The 16,573-nt window shown below is 74.1% G+C and carries 18 protein-coding genes; 4 read left to right on the top strand and 14 right to left on the bottom strand.

The window, feature by feature from the left end; all coding sequences use genetic code 11:
* Positions 1–42: 42 nt before the first annotated feature.
* From RKE38_RS07285 to RKE38_RS07315, 7 genes are all read right to left on the bottom strand, one after another.
* Positions 43–453, bottom strand: coding sequence for a DUF3151 domain-containing protein (locus tag RKE38_RS07285; RefSeq protein ID WP_316006779.1), 411 nt, complete (start codon positions 451–453; stop codon positions 43–45).
* Positions 450–1,475: a class II fructose-bisphosphate aldolase gene (fbaA, locus tag RKE38_RS07290; RefSeq protein WP_316006780.1), complete on the bottom strand. Its 1,026-nt coding sequence runs from the start codon at positions 1,473–1,475 to the stop codon at positions 450–452. Before fbaA ends, RKE38_RS07285 begins: the two co-directional genes overlap by 4 nt.
* 81 nt (positions 1,476–1,556) lie before the next feature.
* Positions 1,557–2,894, bottom strand: a complete 1,338-nt coding sequence (locus RKE38_RS07295) for an RNA polymerase sigma factor (protein ID WP_316006781.1) — start codon at positions 2,892–2,894, stop codon at positions 1,557–1,559.
* A gap of 13 nt (positions 2,895–2,907) precedes the next feature.
* Positions 2,908–3,270 (bottom strand): YciI family protein, encoded by a 363-nt coding sequence (locus RKE38_RS07300; protein ID WP_316006782.1) that lies wholly within the window; start codon positions 3,268–3,270, stop codon positions 2,908–2,910.
* A 7-nt stretch (positions 3,271–3,277) separates the two neighbouring features.
* Positions 3,278–3,640 carry a YciI family protein gene (locus RKE38_RS07305; RefSeq protein ID WP_316006783.1) on the bottom strand — a complete coding sequence of 121 codons (363 nt, stop codon included), beginning with the start codon at positions 3,638–3,640 and terminating at the stop codon, positions 3,278–3,280.
* A gap of 10 nt (positions 3,641–3,650) precedes the next feature.
* A complete protein-coding gene (locus RKE38_RS07310) occupies positions 3,651–4,010 on the bottom strand; it encodes a YciI family protein (protein WP_316006784.1) in 360 nt (119 codons plus the stop codon).
* 15 nt (positions 4,011–4,025) lie between these two features.
* A complete protein-coding gene (locus RKE38_RS07315; RefSeq protein ID WP_316006785.1) occupies positions 4,026–4,790 on the bottom strand; it encodes a TrmH family RNA methyltransferase in 765 nt (254 codons plus the stop codon).
* 99 nt (positions 4,791–4,889) lie between these two features.
* On the opposite strand from RKE38_RS07315, the gene RKE38_RS07320 reads away from it, so the two are divergent.
* From RKE38_RS07320 to RKE38_RS07330, 3 genes are all read left to right on the top strand, one after another.
* The gene (locus tag RKE38_RS07320; protein ID WP_316006786.1) at positions 4,890–5,765 is read left to right on the top strand and encodes an LLM class flavin-dependent oxidoreductase; all 876 of its coding nucleotides are present in this window, start codon (positions 4,890–4,892) and stop codon (positions 5,763–5,765) included.
* Between the two features lie 132 nt (positions 5,766–5,897).
* Entirely contained in the window at positions 5,898–7,808 is a 1,911-nt protein-coding gene (locus RKE38_RS07325; protein ID WP_316006787.1) for a TetM/TetW/TetO/TetS family tetracycline resistance ribosomal protection protein, read from the top strand.
* Positions 7,809–7,893: 85 nt separating this feature from the next.
* Positions 7,894–8,583: a DedA family protein gene (locus RKE38_RS07330; RefSeq protein WP_316007607.1), complete on the top strand. Its 690-nt coding sequence runs from the start codon at positions 7,894–7,896 to the stop codon at positions 8,581–8,583.
* 53 nt (positions 8,584–8,636) lie between these two features.
* Here RKE38_RS07330 and RKE38_RS07335 read toward each other — a convergent pair whose 3' ends face one another.
* From RKE38_RS07335 to RKE38_RS07365, 7 genes are all read right to left on the bottom strand, one after another.
* A complete protein-coding gene (locus RKE38_RS07335; protein ID WP_316006788.1) occupies positions 8,637–10,157 on the bottom strand; it encodes a multicopper oxidase family protein in 1,521 nt (506 codons plus the stop codon).
* The gene (locus RKE38_RS07340) at positions 10,144–10,629 is read right to left on the bottom strand and encodes a hypothetical protein (protein WP_316006789.1); all 486 of its coding nucleotides are present in this window, start codon (positions 10,627–10,629) and stop codon (positions 10,144–10,146) included. Before RKE38_RS07340 ends, RKE38_RS07335 begins: the two co-directional genes overlap by 14 nt.
* A 130-nt stretch (positions 10,630–10,759) precedes the next feature.
* Positions 10,760–11,386: a response regulator transcription factor gene (locus RKE38_RS07345; RefSeq protein WP_316006790.1), complete on the bottom strand. Its 627-nt coding sequence runs from the start codon at positions 11,384–11,386 to the stop codon at positions 10,760–10,762.
* Positions 11,383–12,618, bottom strand: a complete 1,236-nt coding sequence (locus RKE38_RS07350; RefSeq protein WP_316006791.1) for a sensor histidine kinase — start codon at positions 12,616–12,618, stop codon at positions 11,383–11,385. The genes RKE38_RS07345 and RKE38_RS07350 overlap by 4 nt, the downstream gene beginning before the upstream one ends.
* A gap of 38 nt (positions 12,619–12,656) precedes the next feature.
* Positions 12,657–13,466 (bottom strand): ABC transporter permease, encoded by an 810-nt coding sequence (locus RKE38_RS07355; protein ID WP_316006792.1) that lies wholly within the window; start codon positions 13,464–13,466, stop codon positions 12,657–12,659.
* On the bottom strand, positions 13,463–14,452 hold the full coding sequence (locus tag RKE38_RS07360) for an ABC transporter ATP-binding protein (RefSeq protein WP_316006793.1): 990 nt from the start codon (positions 14,450–14,452) through the stop codon (positions 13,463–13,465). Before RKE38_RS07360 ends, RKE38_RS07355 begins: the two co-directional genes overlap by 4 nt.
* Positions 14,453–14,485: 33 nt before the next feature.
* Positions 14,486–15,682 (bottom strand): MFS transporter, encoded by a 1,197-nt coding sequence (locus RKE38_RS07365; protein ID WP_316006794.1) that lies wholly within the window; start codon positions 15,680–15,682, stop codon positions 14,486–14,488.
* 55 nt (positions 15,683–15,737) lie between these two features.
* Between RKE38_RS07365 and RKE38_RS07370 the strand changes: the two genes are divergently transcribed.
* Positions 15,738–16,364, top strand: a complete 627-nt coding sequence (locus RKE38_RS07370; RefSeq protein ID WP_316006795.1) for a helix-turn-helix domain-containing protein — start codon at positions 15,738–15,740, stop codon at positions 16,362–16,364.
* Positions 16,365–16,573 lie beyond the last annotated feature (209 nt).

The raw sequence follows: 16,573 nt of genomic DNA on the forward strand, positions 1-16,573 counted from the left end.
ACGAGAGTCGGGTCCCCCGGCATCTCCGCGCTTGGGGCCCTCTCAGAGGCCGAGCTCGCGCGCCCCGGTTGCCGAGGAGTCGCGCAGGAACTGCGCGCAGCGTTGCTCCTCGTCGGTCTCGCCGATCGCACCGGCCGCCCGTGACAGGGCGGCGAGCGCGCGCAGGAACCCGCGGTTGGGCTCGTGCTCCCACGGCACCGGCCCCTGGCCGCGCCAGCCGTTCCGCCGCAGGGCGTCCAGCGCCCGGTGGTAGCCCGTGCGGGCGTAGGCGTAGCCCTCGACCGTGCGACCGTCGGCCAGCGCGTCCTCGGCGAGGGTGGCCCAGGCGAGCGAGGAGGTCGGGTGGGCCGCGGCGACCTGGTCGGCCGCGACGCCCTGCTCCAGCTGCGCGGCCGCCGGATCGGCAGGCAGGCGGGTCTCGGGGATGCCCAGCAGGTTGTGGCCCTCGGTCATCGGTGCGTCCCGGCCGAGCGCAGGTGCTCGCAGGCCTCGACGACGCGGGCGGCCATCCCGGCCTCGGCCTCCTTGCCCCAGGCGCGCGGGTCGTACTGCTTCTTGTTGCCGACCTCGCCGTCGATCTTGAAGACCCCCTGGTAATTGGTCAGCATGTAGCCGGCGACCGGGCGGGTGAACGCGTACTGGGTGTCGGTGTCGATGTTCATCTTGACGACGCCGTAGTCGACGGCAGCCGAGATCTCCTCGGCGGTCGAGCCGGAGCCGCCGTGGAAGACGAGGTGGAACGGCTTCTCGTCCGGCGTGCCGAACTCCTGGTGCACCGCGTCCTGCGCCGCCTTGAGGACCTCGGGCCGCAGCTTGACGTTGCCCGGCTTGTAGACGCCGTGCACGTTCCCGAAGGTGAGCGCGGTCATGTAGTAGCCGTTCTCGCCGGTGCCGAGCGCTCGCGCCGTGGCGATGGCGTCCTCGGGCGTGGAGTACAGCTTGTCGTTGATCTCGTTGGCGACGCCGTCCTCCTCGCCGCCGACGACGCCCACCTCGATCTCGAGGACGACCTTGGCGGCCGCGCACAGGTCGAGCAGCTCGCGGGCGATCGACAGGTTCTCGTCCAGCGGCACGGCCGAGCCGTCCCACATGTGCGACTGGAACCACGGGGTGCCGCCAGCCTTCACCCGCTCGGTCGACGCGGCCAGCAGCGGCCGGACGAACCCGTCGAGCTTGTCCTTCGGGCAGTGGTCGGTGTGCAGCGCGATGTTGACGTCGTAGTTCTTGGCGACCTCGTGCGCGTACGCGGCCAGCGCCAGCGAGCCCGTCACCATGTCCTTGACCGTGGGGCCGGAGAGGTACTCGGCGCCGCCGGTGGAGACCTGCACGATGCCGTCGCTGCCGGCCTCGGCGAACCCGCGGATGGCGGCGTTGAGCGTCTGCGAGGACGACACGTTGATCGCGGGGTACGCGAAGGAGCCTGCCTTCGCGCGGTCCAGCATGTCGGCATACACCTCGGGGGTGGCGATGGGCATGGGGTCTCCTTCGAGCCATCGGTGGACGTCGTCGTCGCACCGATCCTTCCACGTCCGCAGGCCCGTCGGACACCCGCCGTCTCAGGTCGGCAGGGCGTCCCGGCGGCGCACCAGGAGGGCGCGCTCCGCGTCGTTGCCGCAGCGCTCGATGGCGAGGGCGTATGCCGCTCGGGCGGCGTCGACGTCGCCGGCGCGGGAGAGCAGCTCGGCCCGCACGGCAGCGAGCCGGTGGCCGTGCGCCAGCTCGTCCTCGAGGCCGTCGAGGGCGGCGAGCCCGGCCTGCGGTCCGTGGGCCTCGGCCACGGCGACGGCCCGGGCCAGCCGGGCGCTGGGGCCGGGAGCGAGCTCGAGCAGCTGGTCGTAGTGCGCCACGACACGCACCCAGTCCGTGTGCCCGGCGGTCGGCGCGGTGGCGTGCTCGGCCGCGATCCGGGCCTGGACGGCATACCCGGCCGCCTGCACGGTGATGGGGCCGGTGAGGTGCGGCGAGGCGAGCAGCCCGAGCGCCTCGTCCACCTCGTCGCGGTGCCAGCGGGTGCGGTCCTGGTCGGGCAGCAGCACGATGCCGCCGGCGGGGTCGACGCGGGCGTCGCGCCGCGAGTGCTGCAGCAGCATGAGCGCGAGCAGTGCCACGAGGACGGGCTCGCCGGGTCGCAGGGTCAGGACCACCCGCACCAACCGGATCGCCTCGCCGGCGAGCTCGGTGCGCACCGCGTCGGGCCCGCTGCCCGGGGCGTACCCGGCCGTGAACGCGAGGTAGGCAGTCTGGGCGACCACGTCCAGTCGCTGCGGGAGCTCGGCGGCGGACGGCACGGTGAACGGGATGCCGGCGGCCACGATCTTCTTCTTGGCCCGGGTGATCCGGGCCGCCATCGTCGCCTCCGGCACGAGGAAGAGCCGGGCCACGTCGGCCGTGGCCAGGCCCAGGACGAGCCGCAGCGTCAGGGCGCTGGCGGCCGCCGGGTCCAGCGCGGGGTGGGTGCACAGGAGGACCAGGCGCAGGAGGTCGTCCTCGACGAGGTCGCCCGGGTCGGCACGGACGGCACCGCCACGCTCGGCCTCGCCCTCGGACTCGACGACGAGCAGCGGCACCTTGCGCTGCGCCATCGCCTCGCCCCGCAGCCGGTCCAGGACGCGGCGCCGGGCGGTGGTGTGCAGCCAGCCGGCGGGGTTGTCCGGCACGCCGTCCCGGGGCCAGCGCCGGGCGGCCGCCTCGACCGCGTCGGCCAGCGCGTCCTCGACGAGGTCGAGCCGGCGGAACCGCGCGAGGAGCAGGGACACCAGGCGTCCCCACTCCTCGCGCACGACCCGCGCCAGGACGTCGGCGGGCTGGTGCCCGGCCGGCGCCACGTCGGCGGCCCCGCTGTCGACCGGCTCGTCACGCGCAGGCTCGTCGGGTCCCGGTCCGGCCGTGGTCACGAGGGCTCGCCGGTCACGACGCGTCGTACCCCTCGACCCGCACGGTCGGCCGGACCTCCACGGTGTACCCCCGCGGCAGCAGCGTGGCAGCGGCTATCGCGGTGTCGAGGTCCGGCAGCTCGACGTCGTAGTAGCCGCCGACCTGCTCGGCCAGCTCGACGAAGGGACCGTCGGTCACGGCCACGGTGCCGTCCTCGCGGTGGCGCACCGTGGTCGCCAGGTCGGCGCCGGCGAGGGCGGCACTGGAGACCCGGCGGCCGTGCCGGTCGACGTAGCGCTCGAAGGCGTGGTGGGCGTCGAAGTGCTCCTGGCGGACCTGCTCCGACGCGTCCTCCCACTCCGCCGGCCGGTACGCCATGAGCACGACGTACCTCACCGTCGCCTCACGACGGCCGGTCCTCGGGGGTCACGACCCGGCGGACCTCGATGCCGTCGCCGACGGCCGCGATGATCTGGCAGCAGTCCAGCAGGTCGTCGAGGTCGTCGGTGCGCACCTGGTAGAAGCCGCCCACCTGCTCGGTGACCTCCGCGAAGGGCCCCTCGGTGACCGCACCGCCGCCGGGCGGGATGCGCCGACCCTCGCTCGTGGCGTGCAGCTCGGCGCCGCCGGTGATGGTGTGGCCCCGCTTGGCCAGCTCCTCCGCGAACCGGGCGTACTCGGCATACCCGGCCTTGCGCTTGTCGACGTCCATGGTGGTCCACCAGCGGTCGGCGTCCCCCACGATCAGCACCACGTACTCGCTCATGTCGCTCCCCTCACATGCCCACGGTCGGGCGGATCTCGATGGCCGGGTGGAACGGCGTCGCGAGGAGCCGGCCGCACACGCGGGCCAGGTCCTCGACGTCGTCCGTCTCCACCAGGTAGTAGCCGCCGACCTGCTCGGCGCTCTCGGCGTATGGGCCGTCGGTCAGGGTGACGTCGTCGAGGGCGCTCCCCCGGACGACGCGCGACTGCGACGACGGGGTGAGCTGGGCGCCGCCGAGCCGCTTGTGGCCGCGGCGCTCGAGCAGCTCGACGAACTCGTTGTGGGCCGTGTGCAGGTCCTGCCTCTCCTGCTCGGTCGCGGTGGCGTACCGGCCCTCGGGGCTCGGCAGCAGAACGAGGTACTGGGTCATGGCTGGTTCCTCTCGTCAGTGGGTGTGCGTGCACCCTGGTGACGTACGGGCGGCGGCCGGATCGACAGCCTGGCCGGGGATCTTCTGCGCGGGCACCACCTGGTCGAAGACGTGCTGGCGCACCCACGCGTGCATCGCGATCGCCGCGGCGGCGCCGGCGTTGATCGAGCGGGTCGAACCGAACTGCTCGATGTGCAGCACCTGCGAGCAGGCGGCGCGCACCTCCTCGCTCAGCCCGGGCCCCTCCTGGCCGAAGACGAGGACGCAGTGCCGGGGCAGGGTCGCGGTCTCCAGCGGGAGCGAGCCGGGCAGGTTGTCGATGCCGACGAGCGGTATGCCGGTGGGCCGGCCCTCGCCGTCCGGCGGGCCTGCGGTGGCAGCCCAGGCCACGAGGTCGGCGACGGTGGGGTGGTGCAGCTCGTGCTGGTAGCGGTCGGTCACCATCGCGCCGCGCCGGTTCCACCGACGGCGGCCGACGATGTGGAAGGCGTTGGCGTTGAAGGCGTTGGCCGTCCGGACGACGGACCCGATGTTGAAGTCGTGGCCCCAGTTCTCGATGGCCACGTGGAAGTCGTGCCGGCGGGTGTCGAGGTCGGCCACGATCGCGTCGTGCCGCCAGTAGCGGTAGCGGTCGACGACGTTGCGGCGGTCGCCGTCGCGCAGCAGGTCGGGGTCCCAGTGGTCGCCGGCGGGCCAGGTGCCGGGCCACGGTCCGACCCCTACGTCGTCCGGGCGCGCGGTGTCCTGCGCCCCCGACCGGTCGACCGTCTGCTCACCCACGGGCCCACCCTAGGTCCGCGACCGAGCCGTGGGTGCGGTCGTCGGTGGGTGCGGTCGTGGTTGGGTGCAGTCGTCGGCGGTCGCTGCCACGATGCGGGGATGGCGCCCCTCACCCCACCGCGGCTCGGCATCGCCTTCGTCCCGACCCTGCCGCCGGAGTCGCTGCCCGAGCTGGCACGCGCGGCCGACGAGCACCTCGACGACCTGTGGGTCTGGGAGGACTGCTTCAAGCAGAGCGGCATCGCCTCTGCCGCGACCGCCCTGGCCACGACCAGCCGGGTGCGCGTGGGGCTCGGGCTCATGCCGGCGGCCCTGCGCAACGTCGCGCTCACCGCCATGGAGGTCGCCACCCTGGCCCGGCTGTTCCCCGGGCGCTTCGTCCCGGGCGTCGGGCACGGCGTGCAGGACTGGATGGCGCAGGCAGGAGCCCGCGTCGCCTCGCCCATGACGCTGCTCGAGGAGTACACCGAGGCGCTCGTGCGCCTGCTCGTGGGCGAGGAAATGACCACGCAGGGTCGCTACGTCCGCCTCGACCGCGTCCGGCTCGACTGGCCGCCGACGACACCCGTGACCGTGATGAGCGGGGGCCACGGGCCCCGCACCCTCGCCCTCGCCGGCCGGCTCGTCGACGGCATCCTGCTCGCCGGCGGGCTCGGCCTCGACGACCTGCGCTCGGCGGTCGCGACGGTCCGCGCCGCCCGCCCCGCCGACGCCCCCGCGCCCGAGGTCGTCCACACCCTGATGGCCGACACGGGTCCCGGCGCCGACGACCGCGTGGCTGCCGACCTGGCGGCCTGGGGGCTCGAGCCGACCGGGGGCCGGGCCGTCGTCGGTGACGCTGCCGCGGTGGCCGCCGCCGTGCTGCGCTGTGCCGAGCTGGGGGCGACCACCGTGGTCGTCCAGCCGACCTCCGCCACCGACGCGGCGGACTTCGCCGGCTGGGTCGGCCGCGAGGTCCGGCCCCTGCTCGCCTGAAAACCCTTTGCCACCAGCGGTCACCGCCTGCTGCCATGGAGGAGCACCGACCCACGACTGAACCGGAGAACCCGATGCGAGCTGCTCTCACGTCCCGCCAGGTACCCACCTACCGAATGGATGTGAAGGCAGTTGCGCACGTTGATCGTCGGGGTCGTCGCGCATGTTGACGCCGGCAAGACCAGCCTGACCGAACGGATCCTCCACGAGGCCGGGGTCCTCGACCACCCCGGGAGCGTCGACACGGGCGACACCCAGACCGACTCGCTCGACCTCGAACGACGTCGCGGGATCACGATCCGCTCCGCGGTCGCCTCGTTCGAGTGGCACGACACCCTCGTCAACCTGCTCGACACCCCCGGCCACTCCGACTTCGTCGCCGAGGTCGAGCGGGCCCTGGCCGTGCTCGACGCCGCCGTGCTCGTCGTGTCCGCGGTCGAGGGCGTGCAGGCCCAGACGCTGGTGCTCATGCGCGCGCTGCAGCGGCTCGGGCTGCCCGCCCTGCTCTTCGTCAACAAGGTCGACCGGGGGGGCGCCGACCCCGACCGGGTCCTCGACCAGGTCGCCGAGCGGCTCACGCCCGACGCGGTCGCCCTGGGCACCGTCGAGGCCCCGGGACGCGACGACGCGGCATACCGGCCGTTCGAGCTCTCGGCCGCGGAACGGGCCGACCTGCGCACGCGCACCCGGGCGGGCGAGGTGCACCCGGTCGTCCTCGGGTCCGCGATCACGGGCTGCGGCGTGCGCCCCCTGCTCGACGCGGTGACCGACCTCGTGGCGCACTCCGCCGACGACGCGGGTGGCGCACCCTGCGGCGTGGTGTTCAAGGTCGAGCACACCCCGCAGGGACGGCGGCGCGCGGTCGTGCGGATGACCGGGGGCACGCTGCGGGTCCGGGACCGGATCGACCTCCCCGGAGCGCGGGGCGAGCGGGTCACCGGGCTCGAAGTCTTCGAGCCGGGCGGCCCCAGACCGGCCCACGAGGTCGGCGCCGGCCGCATCGCGGTCCTGCGCGGCCCAGCCACCGCGCGGGTCGGCGACACGTTCGGTCCGTGCCGGGGGCGGCGGTATGCCGTGGAGCTGGCGCGCCCCAGCCTGGAGACGGTCGTGGACCCGGTGGACCCCCGCGACCGCGGCCGGCTCTTCAGCGCCCTCACCGAGCTGGCCGAGCAGGACCCGCTCATCGACCTGCGCCTCGACGACGGGCGCGGCGAGGTGTCGGTCTCCCTGTACGGCGAGGTGCAGAAGGAGGTCCTCGCCACGTTCCTCGCCGAGGACCACGGCGTGCTCGCCTCGTTCCGCGCGACCACACCGGTCTGCGTGGAGCGCGTCGAGCGTCCCGGGTCGGCCCACCGGCTCATCGACGTGGCGCCCAACCCGTTCCTGGCGACCGTGGGGCTGCGGGTCGAGCCCGCGGAGGTGGGCAGCGGTGTCGAGCTCGGCCTCGAGGTCGAGCTGGGCTCGATGCCGCCCGCCTTCTTCACGGCGGTGCGCGAGGGCGTCGGGGCCACGCTCGCGGAGGCCGTGCACGGGTGGGCGGTGCCCGACTGCCGGGTGGTGGTGACGCACTCGGGTTACTACCCCCGGCAGAGCGCCATGCACGCGAGCTTCGACAAGGCGATGTCGAGCACGGCCGCCGACTTCCGCAGCCTGGCCCGGCTCGTCCTCGCCGAGGCGCTCGTGCGCGCGGGGACGGTCGTCTGCGCTCCCGTCCACCGGTTCGAGCTCGAGGTGCCGCAGGACCTCCTCGGCGCCGTCCTCTCCGAGCTGCCGCGGCACCGGGCGGTGCCGCTCACGACCCGGGTCGCGGGGTCGTCGCGCACCTCCCCCGCGGTGCTGACGGGCCACGTCCCCGCCGAGGAGGTGCACGGCCTGCAGCAGCGACTCCCCCACCTGACACGGGGCGAGGGCGTGCTCACCACCGTGCTCGACCACTTCGGGCCCGCCGTGGGGCCGCCCCCGGAACGTCGGCGGGCGCAGCCGGACCCGTTCGCCCAGATCGGGGACTGGACCCGCATCTCGCGCAGCTGGCCGGCGGGCTGACCGGGGCGGCGCTGAGGAACCTCTCAGGCCGCTCACAGCGCAGGATTCGAGCGCGACCGGCCGCACCGCATACCCTTGGCGGGTGATGGCTCCCTCGCTCGGCCCCAACTGGATGGACCCTCAGTGGCTCCTCGGGCAGTTCGGCGCGCAGTTCTTCTGGGTCAGCGCGGCGATCGTCTTCGTCGAGTGCGGGCTGCTGTTCCCGATCCTCCCCGGTGACTCGCTGCTCTTCGCGGTGGGCCTGTTCATCGCCGAGGGCTCGATCAAGGTGAACATCGGGCTCGCCTGCATCGTGCTCAGCCTCGTCGCCTTCGCGGGCAACGTCGTCGGGTACGAGATCGGCCGGGCCGTGGGCGCACCGCTGTACCAGCGCGACGGGCGCATCCTGAAGAAGAAGTACTTCGACGACACGCACGCGTTCTTCGAGAAGTACGGCGCCAAGGCCCTGGTCATCGGCCGGTTCGTGCCGATCGTGCGCACCTTCATCACCGTGGTGGCGGGGATCGGCCGGATGGACCGGCGCCACTTCTTCGTGTGGTCGGGTGTCGGCGCGGTCCTCTGGGCCACGAGCGTCACCCTGCTCGGGTACTTCCTCGGCAACGCCTTCCCGATCCTCAAGGACCACCTCGAGGCCGCGATCCTCGCGATCGTGCTCGTCTCGGTCATTCCCATGGCGGTCGAGATCGTCCGGGCCCGACGCGGCCGGACCGCCAGCGAGGACGTCGTCGACGAGACCGCCGAGGCCGTCCGCGACCTGCGCGACCAGGCCTACTGACCGACAGGCCTGCTGACCGACCTGCCGACCGGACCTACCGACAAGCACCCGCCCTACTCGGGGCTGTTGACCGTGTCGCGGCCCGTCCGGACGCCCGTCGTGACGCCCTCGTACATGACGTGCGCGAGCAGGCCCTGCTGGGCGTGCGGCAGGTTGTGGCAGTGGTCCATCCAGATGCCGGGGTTGTCTGCGACGAACGCCACGTCGTAGCTCTGGCCGCTGCGCACCTCGAGCGAGTCGGTCCACCACGGGCTCCCCGTGGCCCGCACCCCGTCCCGGGCGAGGACCACCACGTGGTGGCCGTGCAGGTGCATCGGGTGGGCCTGGCCCGAGGAGTTGTCGATGTGCATGGTGACGACGTCGCCGCGGCTCACCATAAACATCGGCACCGCCGGGTAGAGGTGCCCGTTGACGGTCCACCACACGCCGGGCCGGCCCCGCACGAAGCCGGGTCGCCGCCCGATCCGGTACTCGAACCTCCGGTCCGCCGACGCGGGGTCGAACCCCAGCGGAGCGGGCTCCCCGTACGACAGCAGGTCCAGGGTCTGTCCCGGCGCGGGCGTCCGGGAGCCGGTGCTGCCGACAGGCCCCAGCACGACCGCCGAGCCGCCGAGCTCGACCCGCACCGCACTGCCGTCGACCGGCACCGGGACGGCGAGGTCGACCCGACCGCCCGCCGGGACGACGACCGAGCGGTCGCGCACCGGGGTGGGCCCGTGCACCTCGGTGCCGTCCACGGCGAGCACCCGGTATGCCGCCCCGCTCACCCACACCGGCACGACGCCGTTGTCGGTGTTCACCACGCGCACCCGCGCGGTGGCGCCGGGCCGGACGACCGCCGGCACGTCGCCCACGCGCCCCGCGACGGTGCGCCGCCCGGCATACAGGTGCGTGAGGGCCAGCACGTCGGCGTCCTCGGCGATGCCGCCCCGCGGGAGCACCACGACGGCGCCCAGCAGGCCCTTCACGACCTGCTCGTGCGAGACCTGGTGCGAGTGGTACCAGTACGTGCCGACCTGCCGCGCCACGAAGCGGTAGGTGTGCGACTGCGCCGGCCGGACGGCGTCCTGGGTCACCCCGGCGACCCCGTCCTCGGCGTTGGGGACGTCGAGGCCGTGCCAGTGCAGGGTCGCGCCGCCGGGGACCGACTCGTTGACGAAGGTGACCTGTACGAGGTCCCCCTCACGCGCAGTCACGGTCGGCCCCGGGGTGGTCCCGTTGAGCGTGTATGCCGGGACCGGCGGCCCGGACCCGAACCGCACCCTCTCCGCGCGGGCGGTCAGCGTGAGCGCGACGTCGGGGGCCCGGCCGGTGTCGGGCTCGACGATCGTGCGCACGTCGAGACCCGTCGCCACGAGCGCACCCGGCCCGTGCCGGTGCGCCGGTGCCGGGCCACCGCCGTAGTCGGGCGTCCCCATCTGGGCGACCGAGAAGCTGGCCGGCGCGAAGCTGGCCACCCACATCCACCCGATGGACGCGACGACCGCGGCCGTGGCCAGGAAGGCGACCGCGAGCCGGACCCGCCGACGGCGGGCCGGCTCGCCCACGACCTGCGAGGACTCAGACGGCGACACGCTGCTCGGCGGACTCCGAGGCCCCTTCGGCACGCCGGGTCAGCCGGGCCACGCGGATGCCGGTCCAGGCCGCGGTGGAGAAGAGCGCGAGCGCGTTGAGGCCGTGCAGGGCGCCGAGGATCGCCACCGAGTGGCCCAGCAGGCCCAGGGTCACCTGCAGGACGACGAGGCCCAGCACCGCCAGCGCGAAGACGACGCCGCGGGGCACCTTGGCGAAGAACGAGGAGACGACGAGCAGCAGGGCGAGTGCGGGGATGACCATCATCCCGTTCATGCCGTGGAAGACGAACGCCTGGAACTCGGCGAACGGCGCCTGGCCGGACTCGAAGGCGTTGTCGAACGTCGCCTTGTCGACGACACCGCCGTCCTCCACCCACAGGCCGAGGCCCGCGTCGCCGTAGACGATGAACATCGCTTGCACGGCGACCTCGAGGGCGACGAGGAACGCCAGAACTCGGTAGACGGTGCGCATGGGTATCCCTCCAGCGCGCGGCAGGCGTGCTGCGGAGACACGCGTGGGCTGCCGCGCGGGACCATGGTCCCGCCGGGCCGCAGCCCCGGGATCCGTCGTTTGGGCTAGGCCGCGTGGGGCCGCCGCCCCGTCAGAGCTCGATGAGCCCGGCGCGGTATGCCGCGGTGACGGCCGCCGTCCGGTCGGTCACCGCGAGCTTCTCGAACGAGCGCAGCAGGTGCGTCTTGACCGTGGCCTCGCCGATGTGCAGCTCGCGGCCCACCTGGGCGTTGGACAGGCCACGCGCCACGCACTGCAGCACCTGCGTCTCGCGGTCGGTGAGCACGGGTCCGGCCGGGGTCCGCATCCGGTGCGCCAGACGCGCCACGACCGGTGGGGCCAGGACCGTCTCGCCGCGGGCGGCGCGGCGGATGGCGTCGGCGAGGGTGTCGCGGGGTGCGTCCTTGAGCAGGTAGCCGTTGGCGCCGGCCTCGACCGCGCGGACGATGTCGGCGTCCGTGTCGTAGGTCGTGAGCACGAGCACCGCGGGTCCGTCCTCGTCGGCCCGCAGCCGGGCCGTGGCCTGCGCCCCGTCGACCCCCGGCATCCGCAGGTCCATGAGGACGACGTCGGGGCGGTGCCGCCGGGCGAGCACGACGGCCTCCTCCCCGTCAGCGGCCTCGGCCACGACCTCGACGTCCTCGAGGTCGGACAGCATCGCCACCAGGCCCATCCGCACGACGGGGTGGTCGTCGACCACGAGGAGCCGCAGGGTCACCGGGGCACCTCCACCCGCACCCGCGAGCCGCGGCCCGGGGCGCTGTCGACCTCGAACCGGCCGCCGACCTCCGCGGCCCGGGCAGTCGCCCCGTCGAGGCCGTACCCGGTGCGGTCCCCGGCGCTGTCGAAGCCGACCCCGTCGTCGGTGACCTCCAGCGACACGGCCTCGCCCTCGGCATACCGCAGGCGCACCTCGAACGAGCGGGCGCCGGAGTGCCGGCGCACGTTGGCCAGGCTCTCCTGGGCGCTGCGCAGCAGCACGACCTCGGAGTTGGCGGGGAGCACCTCGGGCACGCCGTCGACGACGAGGCGACCGGTCATGCCGCTGCCGTCGGCCACCGCGTCGACCAGGCGCTGTAGCGCCTCGGCCAGGGTGCGCGACTGCAGGTGGCCGGGCGTCGTCTCGGCGACGATGAGGCGGGCCTCGGCGAGGTTCTCCGCGGCTGTCTGCTCGATGACGCCCAGCCGCTCCCGGACGACGTCGAGGTCGCCGCGCTCGAGCGCCGACTGCGTCGCCCGGGTCAGGGTCACCACCGAGGTGAAGCCCTGGGCGAGGGTGTCGTGGATCTCCCGCGAGATGCGCTCGCGCTCGGCCGCCACCCCCTGCGCGCGCTCGACGGCGGCCAGCTCGTCCTGGGTGCGGCGCAGCTCGTCGATGGTCCGCGCCCGGGTGTCGGCCTCGCGGATGATCCGGTCGATGAACAGGCCGAGGGTGAGCGAGAGCACGAGCATGATGGCGGTGCTGATCGCGATGCCGACGAGCTCGTCCCCGGTGCGCGGCCCCTGCCACAGGCGGGCGAGGCCGATGCCGACGACGGCGAGGACGACGGCTGCCGCGGCCCGGTTGCGCGGCAGGCTCGCCCACGTCTGCGGGAACAGCCCGAAGGTCAGGATCCACGCCGTGCCCGTGCCGTCGAGCGCCATGAGGGCGACCATCAGCACCCACGCGACGGTGACGTAGGTGAGGGCGGCACGCGACTGCTGCTCCCCGAGCCCGCGACGGCCCCACACGGCGTATGCCGCGGCGATGCCGGCGGTGCAGGCGAGCTGCCAGGGCAGGTGCGCCTTGTCCTCGGCGAGCATGACGACGACGGTCGTCGCAACGAGCACCGCGAAGAGCACGTGCCACCACACCAGCTGGCGGCGCCACATCTCGTCGAGCTGGTGGGAGGACGTCCCGGGCAGGGGTGCGCAGTCCTGCGGACCGGCTGCGGGGTCGTGCACGCTCACGGTGCCATTGTGTCGCGCAGTCGCCGGAGCCGGAGCCGTCACGTCGTGCCGCGCTTGGTCCACCGGAAGGTGCGGACGCAGACCAGCAGGCCGACGAGCAGCCACGCGCCGAGCACCAGCGCGGTTCGGCCGTGCTCCCACGTGCCGGCCATCTCCTGGGTCTGCCAGTCCTGCGGGAAGAACACCGACCGCATGCCCTGGGCGATCCACTTGAGCGGGAAGACCGCGGCCACCTGCTTGAGCCACTCGGGCAGGTCGGTGAAGGCGAAGTAGACGCCCGAGATGAACTGCAGCACCAGCGTCGGCGCGATCACCGTCGCCCCCACCGAACGGGCCGAGGTCGCCAGCGAGGAGTAGGCGATCCCGAGGACGGTGCCGCCCGCCACGCCGAGCAGGAACACCCACAGGAACGTCAGCCAGCGCCCCGCGTCCGTCGGCAGCTGCACCCCGAACGCGAGGCGCGCCACCCCGATCAGCAGCACGAACTGGGCCAGGGAGGTCGAGGCGACCAGGCCGACCTTCCCGAGGAAGTACGACAGCGGCGGCATCGGCGTCGACCGCAGCCGCTTGAGCGTGCCGTCGTCGCGCTCGGCGGCGACCGACAGGGCCATCGACTGGAAGCTCGTCAGCATCACGCCCGCGGCCGCCATCCCCGGGAGGAAGAACCGTGCTGCGTTGACCCCGACGGCGGCGGCGTCGCCGTGCTCGAAGCCGGGGCCGAAGATCACCGAGAACATCGACAGCATGAGGATCGGGAAGGCGAAGGAGAAGAAGACCGCCTCCTTCTCGCGGAAGTACATCTTCAGCTCCAGGACGCTGCGGTCCCAGCCGATGGCGAGCGCGGTCATCGGGCGACCTCCAGGTCGGTGTCGGAGTCGGCAGTGTCGGAGTCGGCGGCGCCGGGTGCCGAGCCGCGTGCGTCGGCGGCGCCCGCTGCCGAGCCGCGTGCTTCGGTGGCGGTGGGGTCCACGGGCAGCTCGCCGGAGCCGGCGAGGTGGGGGGCGATGAGGGACAGGTAGGTGTCCTCGAGCGAGGGCCGCGTCACCGTGAGCGCGGGCACCTCGCCGCCGAGGCGCGCCGAGAGCCGCGCGACGAGCTCGGTCGGGGTGGACGTGCGCTCGGTGTGGCGCTGACCGGTCGGCTCCTCCCACGTGACCGTCGCCTCGGAGACGGCGCGGCCGCCGAGGTTCGCCGGGGTGTCGAGCGCGACCATGCGGCCGCCGGCGATGACGCCGACCCGGTCGGCAAGGTGCTCGGCCTCGTCGAGGTAGTGGGTCGTGAGCAGGATGGTGGTGCCGTTGCCGGCGAGGCCGGAGATGAGCCCCCAGAAGTCGCGGCGGGCCTGCGGGTCGAAGCCGGTCGTCGGCTCGTCGAGGAACAGCAGCTCGGGTGACCCGACGATGCCCAGGCCGACGTCGAGGCGGCGTCGCTGGCCGCCGCTGAGCCTGCCGATGCGGTCGTCGGCCTTGTCGGCGAGACCGACCGCCTCGAGCACCTCGTCCACCGGGCGCGGCGTCCGGTACACCTTCGCGGTGCTCGTCAGCGCCTCGCGGGGGGTGATGAGGTCCAGGCCGGTCGAGCTCTGGAGCACGATGCCGATCCGGTTGCGCCAGGCCAGGCCCGCGCCCTCCGGGTCCGCGCCCAGCACCTCGACGGTGCCGCCGTCCCTGCGGCGGAAGCCCTCGAGGACCTCCACGGTGGTGGTCTTGCCGGCGCCGTTCGGGCCGAGCAGGGCGAACACCTCGCCGGCCCGGATCTCGAGGTCGAGGCCGTCGACGGCTGCCCGGGTGCCGTACGTCTTGCGCAGGCCGGTGACGCGGATGGGGTGGTCCATGCGTCCAGCCTGCCGGGGCCCGGGTGGTCCCCGTCAGCCCCGGACGGTGGAGCGGGTGTCCACCGACCGGTGGACACGCCACACGGCGGCCGCCGCCACGAGCAGGCCGGCCGAGCCTGCGACGAGGTATGCCGTGCGCGGCCCGGACAGCGCGGTGAGGACGCCTCCGAGCGTGAGGGCGAGCACCGAGCAGCCCCGCGACACCCCGCTGACGAAGGCGACGACCGAGCCGCGCCGGGCTGCCCCGACCTCGGACAGGAGCAGCGCGAAGAGGAGGGCGTTCACCACGCCGAGGGCCGCACCCGACACCGCCGCTCCGGCGAGGTACGCGGCATACGCGGGAGCCAGGCCCTGGCCCACCTGCGCGAGCGCCACGACGACGACGGCGGCCAGGACGGCGCGGACCCGCAGCCCGGGACGGGTGACCGTGCCCGCCGCGAGGGCCCCCACGACGGCGGCACCGCCGTGCACCGCCTCGGCGAGGCCGTAGGCCGCGGCGGACGCGCCGAGGACGTCGCGGACGAGGAACACCTCGGCCGCGTTGACCGACTCCACCGCGACCACCACGGGGAAGAGGGCGAGCACGAGCACCCAGAGCACGGGGTGCCCCCGCAGGGCGGCCACCCCAGCGCGCGGCAGGACCGCGTCCCAGCCGCGGAGGCGGCGCGCCGGCGGGTCCGGTCGCGGGACGCTGAGGGAGGCACCTGCCAGCGCCAGGGTGAGGAAGCTGACCGCGTCGAGCGCCAGGACCGCGCCGGAGCCGGCCGACTGGACCAGCACGCCCCCGAGGCCGGCGCCGGCGGGCCCGGCGACCCCACGCAGGGCGTGCTGCAGGGAGACGAGCCGGCCGACCCGCTCCTCGCCCACGAGGGCCGGGCCGACCGCACCCCACACGGGCTGGCCGACCGCGAAGCCGGTCTGCATGACGAGGACGAGCAGGCAGGTCGCGGCCAGACCGTCGACGACCGCGAGCCCGGCAGCGGCCGCGGCCTGCACCAGGCCCGCGGCGAGCAGCAGGCGCCGCGGCTCGGACCGGTCCGCCAGCGCCCCGGCCGCCCCGGTGGTGGCCACCACCGGCAGGGCGAAGCACAGGAGCAGCGCCGCCACGGAGGCGGCGCCGCCGCTGTCCGCGTGCGCCCGCAGGACGAGGGCCACCATCGCGGCCGAGTCGCCGGCCACCGAGAGGGCCCCGGCGCCGAGGACGACGGCCACGCCGGGGGTGGTCGCCACCGCGTGCCATTCCTGAAAGAAACCTTTCACAATTTGTGAAGGTAGTCTTTCACGTATGCCACGGTCAACCGCTCGTCGCGCGTCACCGAAGAGTCCGGCACCGTCCCCCCGGGCCGCGTCGGACCGCAGCGAGCTGCGGATCACCGACCCGCGGGCCCTGCGGGCGCTGGCCCACCCGGCCCGGCAGCGGGTCGTGACCGAGCTCTACTCGGGCGAGGTCCTCACGGCGACCGAGGCCGCCCGGATCTGCGACGTCACCCCGTCGGCGATGAGCTACCACCTGCGGGCGCTCGCGACGTGGGGGATCGTCGAGCGGGTCGAGTCCGGGGACGGCCGTGAGCGACCGTGGCGTGCGGTGGCCGACAGCATCACGATCACCCCGGGGGCGCACCGGGCTGCCGGCATCGAGGACAGCCGGCTGTCGGTGCACGAGTGGTTCGCCGACCTCGAGGCGGGGCTCGACCGGCTCGCCGTGCTCGTGGCCGACGGGGAGGAGCACGGCATGACCGCCCGGGGACGGCTCTGGTTGACCGACGACGAGGAGCGCGAGCTGCGGGAGTCGCTGCACGCGCTGGTGCGCTCGTACGGGGGCCGCACCAGCCGCGACCACCCCGACGGCGCCCGGCCGTGGGACGTCTACGGCCTGGTGCTGCCCGCCCGCCGCGCCGACCCGCCGGCCTGACCCCCGGCTGATCCACGGTCTGGTCCACGGTCTGGTCCACGGTCTGGTCCACGGTCTGATCCACCCGCCCGGGCCCGGAGACGGCACGGGACGACGCACTGGTGCCGCGTCCTACGTCACTGATCGGCCGCCCCGATCACTGACGTAGCGAGCCACCGGGCGCATCGGCCCTGGGCCAAGTCACTGACCACCATCCGGATCAATGACGT

Origin of the sequence: Phycicoccus sp. M110.8 (genome assembly GCF_032464895.1) — a bacterium.
Lineage (GTDB): Bacteria > Actinomycetota > Actinomycetes > Actinomycetales > Dermatophilaceae > Pedococcus.

Excerpts from the sequence above, each read along its gene's own strand:
- RKE38_RS07285 (WP_316006779.1), bottom strand. The coding sequence starts at position 453 with ATGACCGAGGGCCACAACCTGCTGGGCATCCCCGAGACCCGCCTGCCT.
- fbaA (WP_316006780.1), bottom strand. The coding sequence starts at position 1,475 with ATGCCCATCGCCACCCCCGAGGTGTATGCCGACATGCTGGACCGCGCG.
- RKE38_RS07305 (WP_316006783.1), bottom strand. The coding sequence starts at position 3,640 with ATGAGCGAGTACGTGGTGCTGATCGTGGGGGACGCCGACCGCTGGTGG.
- RKE38_RS07310 (WP_316006784.1), bottom strand. The coding sequence starts at position 4,010 with ATGACCCAGTACCTCGTTCTGCTGCCGAGCCCCGAGGGCCGGTACGCC.
- RKE38_RS07320 (WP_316006786.1), top strand. The coding sequence starts at position 4,890 with ATGGCGCCCCTCACCCCACCGCGGCTCGGCATCGCCTTCGTCCCGACC.
- RKE38_RS07330 (WP_316007607.1), top strand. The coding sequence starts at position 7,894 with ATGGCTCCCTCGCTCGGCCCCAACTGGATGGACCCTCAGTGGCTCCTC.
- RKE38_RS07340 (WP_316006789.1), bottom strand. The coding sequence starts at position 10,629 with ATGCGCACCGTCTACCGAGTTCTGGCGTTCCTCGTCGCCCTCGAGGTC.
- RKE38_RS07355 (WP_316006792.1), bottom strand. The coding sequence starts at position 13,466 with ATGACCGCGCTCGCCATCGGCTGGGACCGCAGCGTCCTGGAGCTGAAG.
- RKE38_RS07360 (WP_316006793.1), bottom strand. The coding sequence starts at position 14,452 with ATGGACCACCCCATCCGCGTCACCGGCCTGCGCAAGACGTACGGCACC.
- RKE38_RS07370 (WP_316006795.1), top strand. The coding sequence starts at position 15,738 with ATGCCACGGTCAACCGCTCGTCGCGCGTCACCGAAGAGTCCGGCACCG.